The following is a 16177-nucleotide window of genomic DNA, read 5'->3' on the forward strand; positions in this document are numbered from 1 at the left end:
CTTCTTCTATATTGTATCAAAAAACAAAAAAAAAATAGAGACAAAAGCTATTTTGTCTCTACATATGGTATACCAGTACGGTAAAGCCCCCTTGTTTCCATTCCTCCTAGCCCTCTTTCACCAGTAAGTGTGTTTTTTAGCACATCATAAACATTCACTTTATCCATAAAAGGTGTGTAGGCTACTTTCGCTACAACATAGACGGGATCTAACGCATGAATATTGACGCGATCTGGTGAGCTTGCAAAATTAGCCCCTGCGCGAATAAGTGATTCAAAGTGTGATTGACATGCACCTGCAAAAATAGTCAATTGATCCAGATTAGGAGACCATGCTCTAGCCTGACGTACAGCTTCCACAAAAAAACGTGTATTACGATAGGCAGACAAGTTTTTTTTATCGCCCTTTGATTCTGAATAAGCATCGTGACCCGTAATAACAATAATCTCAGGCTGCACTTTTCTAACTAGTTCTTCCATTTCAAAAGGTAATTCTTTTTCTTGCACATACACACCATGAACTTGTAATCCTAGTCGCTGATATAATTCAATGCATTTTTTTAAATACAATCGATCACCATCAATGTGTAATACTTTTACTGGTAATTGAAATCGTTGAATATTACGTGGTTCTATTTTTTTATGTTCATAATCTTTTTTTTCTTTCATTAATTGATAATCTTGACGAAAAAGACGATATGAATATTCTTCTTTTTCTTGTATTTCATCTTGTCTTTTTCTGATATCATCCTCCGGTAAAATGCGAACATCATCGGTAGTAGCGTCTGCTTCAAGACGTAAATCTTCACCATGTAGTAATACTTTATCGCCATTTATATTTTTGATGCGAAAAACGATATCATGTTTGTAAGAATATCTTGTCACAAGCATTCCTGTCATCAGCTTCACCAAATCACCCCATAATGAGCTTGCTACTATAGGCTATGTAAAGCTAACGTTTTTAGTGAATAACTATAAATATGGATAACAACATCAAGGAAAGCCTCGTAAAATCCTCCCTTTCACCCAAAGCACAAGTGCAACATCACCTGCTTGCGTGAGTTCACCCTAGGAGTCTCGCATTTTTTTACAGCTTAGTACAGTTGTCTGACCAATTGAGAAAGAACTCTCCAGATATTGTGCATAATTTGATTTACTAAAAAACCAAGAAGCTTAAAACTTCTTGGTTTATGGGTAAAGACCGAAATATTCTTCTAGTGTGATTTGCGCTTGATAAATTTCTGTTGCTATTTCTTTTCCAACATAACGTAAATGCCATGGTTCGTAACTGTATCCAGTAATTTCTTCTTTTCCTTCTGGATAACGAATAATAAATCCATGTTCATGTGCATGATCCTCTAGCCATTGCCCTTCATTTGTTTCAATGAAGCTTTGTTCCAAGACTGCCACTAATGCTGCTGAGGCAACATCCATTGCTAACCCTGTCTGGTGCTCACTTGTTCCAGGTTTTGCAGAAAATTTATCTGCATGCTGCTGACCATTCGTAGCAACATTATTTTCATATATTTGTTTCTGGCGATCATAGGAGCGATAACCGGAAACAGCTACTAGTTCTAAACCATCTTCCTTAGCATCTGCAAAAAGTCCCTCCAATGCATCTGCTGCTACTTTTTGTAATAAACGCTTAGGGTCTCCTTCTGCTGCATGGTAAGGAACATTCGCCTCTTCTAAGTCATCAGGTTCAAAACCGTCTGGTAATTTCCGCTGTTTATTGACAACTAGTGAGACACTCTCCGAATCATCTATCACCGTCAGTGAATCATCTGTATTTTCATTAGTCTGTTCATTTTCTTGCTCTTTTTCTTGTTGCTTTTCTTCTTGCTCTTCTTCTTTTTCCTCTTCTTCTTCATTCTCTTGGACAAATGTTACTGGTTCTTCCTTATAATCTTGCTGAGCATTTCTTTTGTCTGATTGTTGTGCTAAATAATTCTCTTGCTGACATCCAATTAAGAAGACAGTCAACATGATAAAAATCGCTGCTTTTTTCATTTAAAAAAACCTTCCTTCATTACATCTAAACATTCTACACCCTAATTACTATAACATATTCTCACCTTGATACATATAGATGAAGAGAACTAAAAATAGGACTAAAGGGTAAGAAAAATAAGAAAAAAGCTCCAAACCCATTCTGATTCAAAATAGATACAAACGGCGTAACAGTGAAAATTAAGATTTGCTTTCTTCCGTTCTAATTATGGTTGAGTGCTAATTCGCCAGCTGCGGAAAAACACTCGCTTTCACCCAAGGGCACAAGCGCAACATCTACTCAAGCAAAGGTCGCTATCGCAGTGTTTTCTATGTCGGCGGGGAACACGCTTAGAGTAGGTTTTCTAATAAAGTTAGAATAAATCCCAAAAATGTATATTCCATGGATTTGATCCTTTCAATCATCAGTGAATCCTTACTAGCGTAGGCAGAATACGGAGACTCCTGTGGGAACAGCACGGTCTGAAGATCCACTTGGTAAAGTGATTTTCTTTACCAAGTTAGCTGAAGCCGTGCCCACGGAAAGCGCAGTATTCTGCCGGAGCGGTGAAACAATCTCTACAAAAAAGAAGAGAAGGAAGCAAGTCCTTTATAGAGTTATTTCGCAGTTTATGTTTTTTGAGAAATAGAAAACCCCGTCACTATATTGGACGAGGTATAAGCTTATGACTCCCATATATAACTGTTATATGTTTTGCTCAATGCATTAAATGCCTCTTTATTGTTGTCATCTATAGATTGATTAATTTCCTCTTCCAAGCGTGCCTTATTCCAAGTAAAACAAAGATCGTCCAATACAAGTTGTGACGCTAATCGAATTTCATACGGAATTTCTCTTTTGGCCTTAAGTACCGATTTTTGATTCATATTGAACACTTTCAGTTTATAACTCACCTTATGTTTTTTCATGAAGCACGCCTCCCTTTCTATACTCTATTTAAATACCATTTTATGTTGAAAAACATTTTTTGTTAATGGTATTATACATATTCCTTTAAATTGGATATCTTAAACGTAATATGATGTGTTTAAACAATTTTTTTAGTTATAAGGAAACACTATAAGTAGACGTAAAACACTTTCATTTGATAAGCTTATCTTACTACGAGAAACACCGGAGGACGCTTATGGATCAATATCGCAAATATAAAGAAGGAGAAAAAGGTGCATGGCTAAGTATCTTTACATATATTCTACTTGCTACTGTTAAATTAGCCATTGCAAGCATTGGTAATTCCTCCGCTTTACGAGCCGATGGTTTAAATAACGCCACTGATGTTGTTGCATCAATCGCTATTTTAGTCGGTTTAAAGATATCTAGAAAACCACCAGATGAAGACCACCATTACGGTCACTTCCGTGCAGAAATGATAGCTTCACTAATAGCTGCCTTTATTATGATGACAGTTGGTATCCAAGTGCTATTTGATACAGGACAATCTATTATTAAAGGCGATTTTTCGCAACCAGATATGTTGACAGCTTGGACAGCGTTAGGTGCTGCGATTATCATGTTTATCGTATATCTTTATAATTTACGTTTAGGGAAAAAAATCAATAGTACTGCACTACAAGCAGCCGCTCAAGATAATAAATCAGATGCATTGGTTAGTATCGGAGCATTTGTCGGAATTACAGGAGCTCAATTTCAATTATATTGGTTAGACCCTTTAGCCGGAGCCATTGTAGGTTTGATTATTTGTAAGACTGCTTGGGATATATTTAGAGAAGCTACACATACACTAACAGATGGATTTCACCCAAAGGAACTGGATCTAATTAAAGAAAGTATTGATACTCATCCAGATGTATTATACATTAAAGATGTCAAAGGACGGTTGCATGGAAATCAATCCTTGATCGAAGCAACTATTTACGTAGATCCTTTAATGACAGTGGAAGAAAGTCATGAAATTACTGATCGTATTGAAGAAAATTTAAAAGAAAAACACGACGTACCTCATGCCCATATCCATATTGAACCATTTGAAGGGGAACAATAATTTATATGGTTTTCTGAACAAATCATACCCTGCAGCGAAGAAATTTCCTCTTAAGTGAAGCTGCTTACCACAGTAGGTTGTCAGAAGGCACATTACAAAGAAGATGAAGAAAAATAACTCCTCGAGAAGTTTACATTGTCGTTTATGATTTTTCGAGTCTTGCAAAAAGGACTGTAGCCCAGGCTACAGTCCTTTCGCGAGTAATTTATCTAACAGTAGGTCGATTGTTACAAAACCGTAAGCTGTCTCCTGATAAGTTCCGTGACCAATCGTTGTTTGCTCTTGCTCAATTTTCTCTGCTCCAAAATGCAGATAAAACTGATGAGTTGGATTGTTTGTTAACACCCAAATTAATAATGATCGGTAGCCTAGTTCTTTCATTTCTTCTGCGAACGCTTTTAGTAAGCGCTTACCTAAACCCTTGCTTTGATGGGTTGGTAATAAATAAATCGCAAAAATTTCCCCGTCGTAACCAAACCGATCGGTTCTTTCTTTACCACCAGAAATAAACCCGACAATTTCACCCGCTTCTTCAATCACTGTCACCGGCTGTTGCTGTCGTGGCAACTTAAGTATTGTTTCCCAATATATTTGCCGATGTTCTACTGTTGTATTCGATAAATCGAGTTCGTTAATTAAATTCTGATAAGTTGCTTTCCAGCTATGTACATGAACTTCTGCAATAGCTTGTGCGTCTTCGATACGTGCTTTTCTAATATGATACATGGTTAACACCCTAACATTTAGATAGTTAAAAGAAACACTGTTAAAATTGCACTTAATACAACTAAAATAACATGGATTTGGAGCCAGGCCAGCAAAATTGCCACTACACCTGCTATCACCCCGATGTATGGTTTTTCTGGTACCACTGTCATAATTCCTGGAAAAACCAGCGCACCTAATGCTGCATACGGAATGGCTTGTAACCACTTATTCACCCAATCTGGAAATTGAATTAAATCAACGATAAAAGCGGGGATTATTCGGGGAATTACAGTGACAAGCGCCATTCCAATAATAATGACCCAAATCATAATTTTTCCTCCTCTAATACGAAAATACCGATAAATGCTCCAAAGACGGTACCTACGACAATTCCCCAGCCTTCTCCTATCCATGGGCTAACTAAATAATTAATAAGCATTGCAGCAATACTGATAACAGCGATCCTTTTATATTTTCGTATGGATGGAATCAACAATCCAATAAACATAGCATATAACGCTACACCCATGCTCTGACTTAAGTTTTGAGGAATAATATCACCTAATACTCCGCCAAGGAACGAGCCAAATACCCATGAAATGTAGGAAGAAAGCATAATCGTTCCGTAGAAAAAGTACCCATACGTCTGATCACCCTGTTTTTTATAAATCGATGAAACAGAAAAGGTTTCATCTGTTAAACCTAAGGATAAACCAAATTTCCATTTCATTGCATAATGCTTCACTTGATTAATAAAGGACAAGCTCATGACAAAATGACGGAAATTTAACACGAAAGTAGCAATAATAATCTCCAAGGCGCTGACTCCAATTCCGATCATTCCTGCGCCCATAAATTGTGCTGCACCAGCATAGACAAGCAGACTCATGCCAGTAAGCTCCAGCAATGTCATGCCGGCCTGCTTTGCTAAAACACCATAAGCAATCGCTATTGGCAAATAGCCTACAAAAATTGGTGAACCAGCAATGAACCCATCTCTTATCTGCATTTTTATCCATTGTTTCTCCTCTAGGCCCATTGCAACTGTTTCTCCTTTATCTTAGTCTTCAATATTGTCTTGATCTGTTAAGATAATCGGTCCTTCTTTAGAAATCACTAATGTATGCTCAAATTGGGCAGATCGCTTTCCGTCGACTGTACGTGCAGTCCAATTGTTATCATCCATTTTACTTTGCCACGCGCCTTCATTAATCATTGGCTCGATCGTTATGACCGTGCCTTCTTTAAGACGTGGACCTTTACCTGCTAAACCGAAATGAGGAATTTTTGGATCTTCATGAATCGTTGGACCAATACCATGCCCTGTAAACTCACGAACAACGGAAAAGCCTTCTGCTTCTGCATATTGTTGAATAGCATGACCAATGTCACCGATCCGATTTCCCGGCATTGCTTGTTCTATACCTTTATAAAGAGAAGTTTTTGTCACTTCTAATAATTTTTCAGTCTTTTCATCGGGTTGCCCGACAACATACGTCCATGCAGAATCTGCTAGTCCGCCATTAAGATTAACAACCATATCAACTGTGACGATATCACCATTCGTGAGCTTTTCATCACGTGGAAAGCCGTGACAGATTTCATCGTTTACAGAAGCACAAGTAGCATATGGATAGTCATTGTAACCTTTTTGTTCTGGTGTTGCTCCATTTTCTGCCAAAAAGGATTCAACAAATGCATCAATTTCTTTGGTTGTCATCCCAGGTTTAATTCGTTTCGCAATTTCTGTATGACAACGTGCCAGTAATTCACCAGCTTCCTGCATCATTTCTATTTCACGTTTGCTTTTTCTCGTAATCATCTAAATCTTCCTTTCTAAAGCCCTTACCTTTTTTCATCTCTATAAAGTTTATCATATTTTGCTGAAAAGGTGTGTAAGAAAATACTCTCTGTACAAAGTGGTTATTCATGTAACAAAAGAGTAGTATTTTTATTTTGAATAGTTAACATTTTTCAATCATGATATAGAAGAGTGATGGGATATATTAGCAGTATAAAGAACTGCAGAAACCTCGCAAAAAACGAGATTCCTGCAGTATTTTGTGAAGCACTTATTTAGAAAACATTTCAAAAATAATATGTAATACCCGTTTCATCAGTATGAAACGGGTTCATTTCTTGTCAAGCTATCTTTTGAGACAGCTTATATTCTTTTTTGATTAATAGCCGCCGAATCCCCAAGAAGCACCAATGATGATTAAGAGAATAAACAACACGACGATTAGCGCAAAACCTGAACCCTGACCATATTGTTGTGCACCCATCTATATCCCTCCTTAAAATACTTACAGTTATAAAGTATGTAAAGGGAATGGAAATGGTCAGTGTTATTCACTAAAATGGGTGTTCACCTATTCAAAAAACACTTGCATAATCATGCATAGATGAAGAACATTAGTATTTCAAACAAATCGAAATAATTACTTTTGCAGCTGATTTAAAATCAGAAAAGCCAACCTAGGTTAAACAAGGTTGGCTTTTTAATGCATGTCATTTAGTTTAAATCAACTTTAACTTTCGTTAACTCAACAGGAATATTGGAACTTAATGATCCCATATTAACTTTTATTACATAGTCTTTGAGGTTAAAATTACTAATTTCACTAATGTCAAACGTGCTTGTAAAAGTTAAGTTATCTTTGTTAATTACTTCAACTGAGTGTTTAATTGGCTTCTCATAAATATCCTTTTCTGATTCTTTAACCAAAGTGACATCATTGCGGGCAAAATCACTAAAAAACGAAAAGCGTCGATTCATGTTATTACCATTTATTTGAAAATCAAAAGTAATGCTCTTATCCTTAACAGTAATATCATCTATTTCAACAGCTAAATCTTGCCTTTCAGCATTAATCTCGACAGGAGTCTCATCTAATTTAACAAATTGATCAGGTTCACTTAATGCCACTTTAGGAAGCACCTCTATGTAACTAGTCTCTCCCTTTATTGACTTTGAAATAATACTTCTGCCTTTAACAATAATTCTATTGTTCTCTTTGGCAGTTTCTAGGTCGATGCCATCTGTGGAGATATTGATTTCTTTACCTTGATCATCATAAACCTCTAGTTGTACTTGATCATGTTTTCCTTCAATTGGAAAAGCGGCTGTATAATTAATAGCAGTTGAAGCCTTTCCTTCAATAATTGAATTGAAATGAACATTTACCTCTGCATCTTTTTCGTTAGTTCCTTTGTCAACATTTACTGTTTCATATGGCAATTGGTTTATCGGAACGTCGAACTGCCAACTCCCTTCCTTTCCACCTATTCTCTTAAATTCAAGTGAGAAAGAAGTTTCTGAAGGTAATTCTGTTTTGGGATAGTTTAATTGTATATGGCCTATATAGCCATTCTCCGATGGCTCCATATATACTAGTTCTTTACTATCTGCAATGCTACTCATACCACCAAATATTTCATAGAACCCTTGAACACTGCCATCTTCTTCTGTACTTACTTTTCCTTCAACAAAAAATGTAACTCCTACGACAACTCCATCATAATAAGCATTTGTAATAGATACATCTACACCTTTATAATTAGAGGATTGATTCAATTCTGTTATTAAATTTTGAGATTGTAAACTTCGACCCACAGCATCATTAAAAGCAGTATACACATTTCCAAGCAATGGTACTTCCGCCATTACGTGAGATAGAGAAGGAGAAATGAAACTGGAAGAAATAAATAAAGTTGCAGCCGCAACTGTAGACCATACAATTTTACTTGCAATTTTTTTATTTTTAGGTGCATTATGACTAGCACGTTCCTTTCCAGACTTTATTGCATCTAAAACACCATCTTTAGGTACTTCAATCTTCTCATATAATTCTCGAAGTGATTTTTTCTCCATTATGGTTCACTCCTCCTAACATTTTTTTTAGTCGACGTTTCCCTCTACTTAAATAAGTTTTCACTGTATTTTCAGGTATGTTCAACACTTTAGCTATTTCACTTATAGGGAGATCCTGAAAGTAAAAAAGAATAATGGCATTTTTGTGTTTTTCATCTAGCCTATTAATTGCTTCTAATAGGTCTAAGTACTCCTCTATGTTTTCCTTTTTATCCGCAGTAAGTTCAGTTATATTGTTCCAAGGTAATTCTTTCTTGCTCTTTTTTAATAAATCATACGAACAGTTTATAAGTATTTTTGTTAGCCAAGTTAAAAAGAATTTTTCATTTTTCAATTGACCTATTGATAAAAAAGCTTTAAAAGATGTTTCTTGAACAATATCCAAAGCATCTTCCCGATTCCGGACATATATGTAAGCAGTACGGTATAATTGATCGCCATGTATAACAAGAAGTTCCTCCAGACACTCCTTATTTCCCTTAATCGCCTTTTTAATAAGTTTGAGTTCTTTCATCAATTTGACCTCCTTTCTGCTTATTAGAGCGATTTTATTATTAAAAAGTTTCAATTTTTTTATAATAAAACAAAGATGCTGTCAACACAAAAAAGAGCGTCTCAAGACGGCTCTCTACTATAGCATTTTATATCATAAACTTTTATAATATAAAAACTCTTCTTTTATTAAACATTCAGTTAGCACAATATCTACTTGCATCATTTTAATTTTAGGACATAAAAAAGACGATCATTTGAGAATCGTCATGTTTAACTATTGCACCAGTTACTTTTAATGTAATAATATTATCGTTGTTAGTAGAACCAAGTATGAAAAAGACCTATAACTAAATATTTATCTTCTATAAAGTCATCATCATATATTTTCACTTCAACTCGTCGTGCAGTAATCTGTATTTTCCAAACAGCTATCAATGAGTCTTGCATATATAGTTTAGCCTGTTCAAAAAGGGGTTGCGATAGCAAAAAATCTTTTTCTTTATATTTAAAATGAATTCCTTTTTCACCAAAACCATCAAAATGCTTAATATCAACCATTGTTATTTCATGTCCTCTACCATTATTCTCAAAATAAGTAATATATACTTTTCTCTTCAATGTACCACCATTTTTTGAAAATAAGCGAATATGTTATCATTATCTTTAATTTGATATTTAAGAAAACCAGAGCTATTACCAATGTTATCTATAATTCTTTTAAGAAGCTTATCATAATACCCTTTTATTTCACCAATTTTATTAGCACCTGCTTTAACCCCCAATATCTTAGTCTTTGTTCCAAATGATATTGGATAATAATAGTGCATCATTATAAAGCCCCCCTGAAGTATTGCTGTTCTTATTCCATACATCCTTAAGCTTTTATAGGTTTCCATAGCTTTTCAAACATTCCTGGCTTATAGCACAATGTCTTCTTTTATCAATTCAACATAATATTCCAACACTTCATTTAAATTTTAAGTCATGAAAAAGGCGATCATTCGTTGAGATCCATATTTAGTTATTCACCATAATTATCTGTTATATCAAAAACTTGCTTTGCTGAATCTTTTTCTAAAGTATAAATAGTATTTGTGTTGCTAGTTTTCATTACGGAACCTGAACCAGCACTTATCCAAAGAAAATAGCTTTTTTTACCATATTCGAATTTGTAATCTGGGTCCGACACATCAACAACACCCGGCTCTCTATTCGCACTTTTAACTGCCTTGTCGAAAACTTTAATTTCTTCTTCATCAGTTATATCAAGCGCTGTATCTACTTTAATTTTTTCAAAACTTTCCATTTCGAATATTGTTACTTTATTCTGTAAAGAACAAGAAACTAGAAAAAAGGTAAAGATTACAAAAGTTGCACAACACCAAAATACTCGCAATAGGAACACGCCCCTTTATAACTATTTAACTATCCTGCTTCGTTTTAATTTTAACATAATATTCCATCAATTCTTCCGCAAAAAGAAAAGACCACCAAATTAATGATAGTCTTGTTCTCCTATTACCTCTTCTTTTTCAAAATAAAGGGAATTCTGTTTCTGTTTACTATAAAACATTTGAGTTCTTTTCTTCCAAATATCAATCCTAGGATGAAATTAACTCCGTTTTTCTTTTTTTCTTAGAATGCGTTTCCCCAATAAGGAAGAAGCGCTTTTTTGAAGTACTTTCCCTTATTGGGCATTAAAGCATAAATTGAATACTTAGTGACCTCTTCTCTCTTCTGAAGGCTCCTCATCTGGATCTGGTTCTTCTTCATCCATGTTATTCGGGGTATCGGCCTCATTTGGTTGCTTTCTATCGCGTGGATCCGTATCAATATCTGGACCTCTGTTATTGTTATCCCCATCATTAAATTGAGTGGGCTCATAATTTACATCTTCTGGTTGCTCATTCATATTATTGTCGTCACCAGTAGCACATGCTGTTAGAGCACCAATTGATATAGCCACAGATATTATTAGAGTGATTATTCTTTTCATAACTTAACCTCCATATAGCTTTTTTAGATTGCCACATTTGTATCTTGTTCATTTTTTGATATTTTACTCATTTTTAAGTACGTACTTAAATCGATTTGTATTTCAAAATTGGAAAGAAAAGATTGCCACGCATGTTCTAATTCATTTTCCACAACATATTAAAGGCTGAAAAGCTAATTTTCTTGGGAGGTGTTTTTATGAGAAATATTCAATGGTTATCTCTACTAGGATCAGTAGGAGTAGGTATTGCCGCTTATAATATGATGAACAATCAAGGTCAAGGAAATCAGATGCAAGAATTACTTTCTAATGTAACGAATATTGGAAATCAAAATCAATAGTAATAACCCATATTTATGGCGACCTACAAAATAGTTAGGTCGCCATGGAATAAGAAATTTAATGATAATTAATTTGATATCATTAAGAAATCAAAAGATAAATTCATAACAGCAAATGATTTAAAAAAGCAAAAATAGTGGGTGGGGACAAAATAAAAGTCCCCCCATTATAATTACAAGGCTTTGAATGCCATTTAGTTATTAAAATACATCTTTCACACTATAATATTCACCATTTTGAATGGATGATTCATCTAATAGACGCTCCACTAATACTTTTGCGACTACATCTGTATCACGAAGTTTATCTTCCGTTTTATAATTTTTGAATTGATCGACATCTACAAATTGACTAGGATCTGCTGAGCGGATTTCACCCTGCATATCGGTATCCATAATACTTGGATCAAATAAAATTATTTTATTACCAGTCTCAAGTTTTTCTTGTTCCACTGCTACTGTATCCGTATATCGATCAAGACCAGCTTTTGTACTTCCATACGCATTCCAGCCATATACTGATCGATTGGCTGCACCAGATGTTATATTAGCGATCACTAGTGACAAATTTGAATCGCGCCAAGCATCTAACCATAAATTGCTCACCACCATTGGGGCTAATAAATTTACGTGGACATGAGCGGTTAACTTTGCTATGTCTTGTTTCCCTACTTGTTCAATCGGGGTAACTAATGCTGCATTCTGAACTAATTGCAAAGATTCTAGTGGTTGCTCCTTCAAAAAAGAAATGATATTTTCAAATGTTTTTTCTGTTTGTTCCATATCGACTAAATCAACTTGGTAATGTTTGTAGCTACCTGGTAAATTAGCGTTTTCTAGTTCCTGATTTTTTCCTCTGGCAAGTCCGATCACGTTAACAGATGCTTCCATTAACAGTTTTGCTATGGATGCACCTAGTCCTTTCGACGTTCCTGTAACAACTGCATATTTCAAATGATCACCTCATTTTTTGGATTGATCTAATGCTTGTTTCATCGTAGAAATAATATCATCTGCATCTTCAATCCCAACAGAAATTCTTACTAAACCTTTTGTAATTCCTAATGCTTGTTGGGACGATTCTGGTAAGCTTCGATGAGAAGTAGCGATAGGATAAGATACTGTTGTTTCTACTCCTGCTAATGTCGCCACAATTTTGATCCAATCCAATGATTCAAAAAAGGTGGCAATATCGCCTTTATTGGTAATATCAATCGTCACAATCGCTCCATTGCCTTTTTCCGATACATTTGTCGGATAATAGACTTTATCTACTGCTGGATGTTCTGCTAGTGCATCTGCCAATCTGGCTGCATTATTAACATGACGTTCCATGCGAACACTTAATGTTTTAATACCTCTTACCGTTAACCATGCCTCAAACGGACTTAAATTAGAGCCTAAATTGACAGTTTTTGTTTTTGCTTTCGCAATCAATTCTTCCTCTCCTGCTAAAACACCCGCAGTAATGTCACTGTGACCACCTAAATATTTCGTTGCACTATGTACTACAAGGTTAACTCCTAAGCTATAAGGTTGTACCAAATAGGGAGTAGCAAATGTATTATCCACCATTGTCCTGATGTTATGCTTGTTTGCAATTTCGACTATATTTTTTAGATTCTCTACTCGTAACAGAGGATTCGTAATTGATTCTGTATAAACTAATACTGTATTTTCTCGAATGGCCGTTTCCAGATCGTTCTCAAAGGAAACAAAACTTACTTCTATCCCAAATGCAGTTAGTTCGTTTGCTAACAATTCATAGGTTCCACCATATAAATCTTCTGAAGCTACGATATGGTCTCCCGCTTGTGCTACCGAAAGAATCCCAACCATGATAGCTGAAAGTCCCGAAGAAGTCGCAATTCCTACAGGTGCCGCTTCTAAATTTGCTACAGCTTGACCTAGTTCATCTGTATTAGGGTTCCCAACTCTTGAATATAGATATTCTCGCTCACCATTGAAGAAATTCTCAATATCTTCTAAGTTGTCAAAGGTAAAAGCTGATGTTTGATGAATTGGTGTAACTTTTGTCGGTACACCTTCATTTCTTTTCATTGTTACGTGCACAGATTTCGTGTCAAATCCTTGTCCCATTGTTGCTCGCCCTCTCTATCTAAACATTCTGACTTCTATTCTAATAATACTACTTTAACGTAAAAATCAAGTTTTTCCAATAAGAAAAACTTGACCTATCTAATCTCACTTGATTCATAGTAGATACAAACTGCGCAACAGTGAAAATGTCTGTATTAAAGTTTCCATCCATTCTGATTAAAGATATGTACATGGATACGCTACGGCAGAACACTGCGCTTTCCATGGGCACGGCTTCAGCTAACTTGGTAAAGAAAAGCACTTTACCAAGTGGATCTTCAGCCCGTGCTGTACCCACAGGAGTCTCCGTATTCTGCCTCCGCTAATAACATGATTCTATCTTTTTAAAAGTGAAAATACTCGGAAGCTAATTCCCATGTATTACTTCTTTTTAAAACCAGAACACTACGCAAAGCGGAGGCAAGATACGTAGACTCCTACGGGAACAGCGCGAGCCGAAGACCCCGCAAGAAAACGTTCTTTGTTTTCTGAGGAGGCTAAGGCCGTGCCCGTGGAAAGCGAAGTATCTTGCCGTAGCGTATTGCAGCAATCATCAAAATGCAGAATGGAAGGAAGTAAGTTCTTTATAGAGTTACTGCGCAGTTTATGGTTTTTGTGTATCATTTTTTATATTTCTGAGAAAAAATTTAATTTCCGTTTAGTCTCTTAACCACGCCAAACAAATTGTACCATGTCCAGTGTGCACACCAGCTACTGGTACGAGGGTTTGAATGTTAACTTTTAGCTCCGCATGTAGTTTTTCGATTTCATCTTTCCATTTATGAGCTTGATCTTTAACACCTGCGTGTAATATACAAATTTCCTTTAAATGATATATATCCATTGCATCATCTAATAATTGAAACATTTTTCGTTTTGCTCTCTTTTTAATGCGCACCTTATCTTTCACAACAACCTTTCCATCGTCAAAGCCAAGTATTAAATGAATATTTAATAATGATGCAAAAATAGATTGTGCCGCACTTACTCTACCGCTTTTTCTTAGTTGTTCAAAACTTTGAGGCATTAAATACATCTGTGCAAGCTCCGGATAGGATCTTAGTTTTGCTACAATATCAGTCATGCTATATTCTTCCTTAACCATCTGCACACCATTTTGAATCATTTTTCCTAAAGCAAAATCACCAATTTTTGAATCAATCACTTCCACATCAAAATCGACCATTTCAGATGCGGAAATCGAACTTTGGTAAGTCCCTGTAAGCTGGCTTGAAGCGTGAATGGCAATGCCGCAATCGTACTCCTCTTTTAAACGCTCATATAACGTAATGAAGTCACCATAGGCAGGTTGACTCGTTTTCGCGCCATCACCGTGCTCTTTTAACATTTGATAAAACTCTTCTTTTGTTAAATCCACTTCTTCTTTATATGTTTTCCCGTTAATGATGACACTTAAAGGAAGGATAAAAATATCATGTTGTTCCGCATATTCTTTATCTAAGCCACATGAGCTGTCGGTAATCCATGCTATTTTCTTCAAGATACTCGCCCCTTTTCTCACACACCGTGTGCAATAGTTATAGCAACTATTTTACTTGATATAAGATGTCAAGTAAATCGACAAATTACGCAAAGCAGTAATAAATTATTATAAAGGTTAACAACTAATAGGTAACCAACGATAATAACCAGGTACATTCAATGATTTAATTCTCTACCAAAATATAAGAAAGGAAGTCCCCAGACCATTATTATTATTTGCCAAAAATCAGTTATTTCAAACTTTGGGGCAAACATAGCTCCTGATATCAGTTGAATAATGAAAGCAAGTGCTGTACCATATTTCAAGATATCACGAGAATATTTATGAATGCCCTTAAAGAAAGGAATAGATGTAATGATGGAAAAACCCCCAACTCATTTTAGATGTAGGTGGAGTTCTGGCGACTGACTTAGATCTATTTTGGGATGAACTCGTCAATCAGGCAGGTCTTCCTTATGATAAAATCCGAGCCATTTATAAAGTGAGACTATGATCAATGGGGGTTTTGACCCCACTGATCATTAGCGAAACTTATCAGGGTGTTAACGTCTGTTATCCCCCACTTAGCTCCCTTGTGTTACTTGAAGCTTGAAGTGGGGAGCTTACAGACGGTTAGCACCGTGATAAAACAGAAATTCGCGAACAACTTTGGCAAGGCGATATTTCAGAGTGTGATTTTTGGCTATGGCTCGATGATACTTTTCCTGGAATCAAATTAGAATATTTACAAGCAGTTATCCAGAAAAGCTTAGTTGAATTGGAAGGCATCCATCATGTAGAAAAATGGAGTACTATCAGTGACATACATATATTGAGTAACCATCGCTCAGAATGGCTCCAACCAGTTATGGATCGACTTCGACCTTTTTTAACTAGTATGACCATATCTGCCGAGGTTGGTGTAGCTAAGCCTGATCCGATTATCTATAAGATTTGCAATAAACAAACAGATCCCGATCGTCCCATTTTATTTGTTGATAATAAACTAGAAAACCTGATCCCTGCTATTGACCTGGGCTGGCAAACGATTCACGCTGATCCAGATCATGAATGGATTTCAAAAGTCGACCAATTCGTCCGTGGGTAAGGTCAACTCTATTGTTTTGGATCTTTCAATTTTTAAACAAAAAGGGCTGCACGAAAACCG

General features: G+C 35.8%; 20 protein-coding genes. 3 read left to right on the forward strand and 17 right to left on the reverse strand.

Going from position 1 to position 16177, the window contains the following annotated elements; translation table 11 throughout:
* Positions 1–47: 47 nt before the first annotated feature.
* The 3 genes from yabG to BM121_RS01975 form a co-directional block, all read right to left on the reverse strand.
* Positions 48–908 (reverse strand): sporulation peptidase YabG, encoded by an 861-nt coding sequence (gene yabG, locus BM121_RS01960; protein WP_091480415.1) that lies wholly within the window; start codon positions 906–908, stop codon positions 48–50.
* Positions 909–1187: 279 nt separating this feature from the next.
* Positions 1188–2009: a M15 family metallopeptidase gene (locus BM121_RS01965; protein WP_091480417.1), complete on the reverse strand. Its 822-nt coding sequence runs from the start codon at positions 2007–2009 to the stop codon at positions 1188–1190.
* Positions 2010–2672: 663 nt separating this feature from the next.
* A complete protein-coding gene (locus BM121_RS01975; RefSeq protein WP_091480421.1) occupies positions 2673–2918 on the reverse strand; it encodes an IDEAL domain-containing protein in 246 nt (81 codons plus the stop codon).
* Positions 2919–3136: 218 nt separating this feature from the next.
* Between BM121_RS01975 and BM121_RS01980 the strand changes: the two genes are divergently transcribed.
* Positions 3137–4012 carry a cation diffusion facilitator family transporter gene (locus tag BM121_RS01980; protein ID WP_091480423.1) on the forward strand — a complete coding sequence of 292 codons (876 nt, stop codon included), beginning with the start codon at positions 3137–3139 and terminating at the stop codon, positions 4010–4012.
* Between the two features lie 183 nt (positions 4013–4195).
* On the opposite strand, the gene BM121_RS01985 is transcribed toward BM121_RS01980, so the two are convergent.
* The 11 genes from BM121_RS01985 to BM121_RS02035 form a co-directional block, all read right to left on the reverse strand.
* Entirely contained in the window at positions 4196–4738 is a 543-nt protein-coding gene (locus BM121_RS01985) for a GNAT family N-acetyltransferase (RefSeq protein ID WP_091480424.1), read from the reverse strand.
* 17 nt (positions 4739–4755) lie between these two features.
* Complete coding sequence (locus BM121_RS01990) at positions 4756–5049, reverse strand: AzlD domain-containing protein (RefSeq protein ID WP_175495284.1); 294 nt, start codon at positions 5047–5049, stop codon at positions 4756–4758.
* Positions 5046–5759, reverse strand: coding sequence for an AzlC family ABC transporter permease (locus BM121_RS01995; RefSeq protein WP_091480426.1), 714 nt, complete (start codon positions 5757–5759; stop codon positions 5046–5048). The genes BM121_RS01990 and BM121_RS01995 overlap by 4 nt, the downstream gene beginning before the upstream one ends.
* A 21-nt stretch (positions 5760–5780) precedes the next feature.
* Complete coding sequence (map, locus tag BM121_RS02000) at positions 5781–6542, reverse strand: type I methionyl aminopeptidase (RefSeq protein ID WP_091480427.1); 762 nt, start codon at positions 6540–6542, stop codon at positions 5781–5783.
* A 358-nt stretch (positions 6543–6900) separates the two neighbouring features.
* A complete protein-coding gene (locus BM121_RS02005; RefSeq protein WP_091480429.1) occupies positions 6901–7005 on the reverse strand; it encodes a YjcZ family sporulation protein in 105 nt (34 codons plus the stop codon).
* A gap of 230 nt (positions 7006–7235) precedes the next feature.
* On the reverse strand, positions 7236–8594 hold the full coding sequence (locus BM121_RS02010) for a DUF4179 domain-containing protein (protein ID WP_091480431.1): 1359 nt from the start codon (positions 8592–8594) through the stop codon (positions 7236–7238).
* Complete coding sequence (locus BM121_RS02015) at positions 8563–9108, reverse strand: sigma-70 family RNA polymerase sigma factor (RefSeq protein WP_091480433.1); 546 nt, start codon at positions 9106–9108, stop codon at positions 8563–8565. The genes BM121_RS02010 and BM121_RS02015 overlap by 32 nt, the downstream gene beginning before the upstream one ends.
* A 296-nt stretch (positions 9109–9404) precedes the next feature.
* Positions 9405–9707 (reverse strand): tubby C-terminal domain-like protein, encoded by a 303-nt coding sequence (locus BM121_RS02020; RefSeq protein ID WP_091480435.1) that lies wholly within the window; start codon positions 9705–9707, stop codon positions 9405–9407.
* The gene (locus BM121_RS02025; RefSeq protein ID WP_091480437.1) at positions 9704–9919 is read right to left on the reverse strand and encodes a tubby C-terminal domain-like protein; all 216 of its coding nucleotides are present in this window, start codon (positions 9917–9919) and stop codon (positions 9704–9706) included. The genes BM121_RS02020 and BM121_RS02025 overlap by 4 nt, the downstream gene beginning before the upstream one ends.
* Before the next feature lie 191 nt (positions 9920–10110).
* The gene (locus tag BM121_RS02030; RefSeq protein WP_091480440.1) at positions 10111–10485 is read right to left on the reverse strand and encodes a YhfM domain-containing protein; all 375 of its coding nucleotides are present in this window, start codon (positions 10483–10485) and stop codon (positions 10111–10113) included.
* Between the two features lie 321 nt (positions 10486–10806).
* The gene (locus BM121_RS02035) at positions 10807–11085 is read right to left on the reverse strand and encodes a hypothetical protein (RefSeq protein WP_091480443.1); all 279 of its coding nucleotides are present in this window, start codon (positions 11083–11085) and stop codon (positions 10807–10809) included.
* Between the two features lie 197 nt (positions 11086–11282).
* Here BM121_RS02035 and BM121_RS21920 point away from each other — a divergent pair, with 197 nt between their 5' ends.
* On the forward strand, positions 11283–11426 hold the full coding sequence (locus BM121_RS21920; RefSeq protein WP_175495285.1) for a hypothetical protein: 144 nt from the start codon (positions 11283–11285) through the stop codon (positions 11424–11426).
* Positions 11427–11627: 201 nt separating this feature from the next.
* Here the strand turns inward: BM121_RS21920 and BM121_RS02040 are convergent, their stop codons facing one another.
* From BM121_RS02040 to BM121_RS02055, 3 genes are all read right to left on the reverse strand, one after another.
* A complete protein-coding gene (locus tag BM121_RS02040; RefSeq protein ID WP_091480447.1) occupies positions 11628–12380 on the reverse strand; it encodes a (S)-benzoin forming benzil reductase in 753 nt (250 codons plus the stop codon).
* Positions 12381–12389: 9 nt separating this feature from the next.
* Positions 12390–13526: a trans-sulfuration enzyme family protein gene (locus BM121_RS02045; RefSeq protein ID WP_091480449.1), complete on the reverse strand. Its 1137-nt coding sequence runs from the start codon at positions 13524–13526 to the stop codon at positions 12390–12392.
* 658 nt (positions 13527–14184) lie between these two features.
* Positions 14185–15027 (reverse strand): DegV family protein, encoded by an 843-nt coding sequence (locus BM121_RS02055; protein ID WP_091480455.1) that lies wholly within the window; start codon positions 15025–15027, stop codon positions 14185–14187.
* An 814-nt stretch (positions 15028–15841) separates the two neighbouring features.
* On the opposite strand from BM121_RS02055, the gene BM121_RS02060 reads away from it, so the two are divergent.
* Complete coding sequence (locus BM121_RS02060; protein ID WP_091480457.1) at positions 15842–16117, forward strand: HAD family hydrolase; 276 nt, start codon at positions 15842–15844, stop codon at positions 16115–16117.
* Positions 16118–16177 lie beyond the last annotated feature (60 nt).

The sequence above is a fragment of the Gracilibacillus orientalis genome (assembly GCF_900114645.1).
In the GTDB taxonomy this organism is placed as follows: Bacteria; Bacillota; Bacilli; order Bacillales; family Amphibacillaceae; genus Gracilibacillus; species Gracilibacillus orientalis.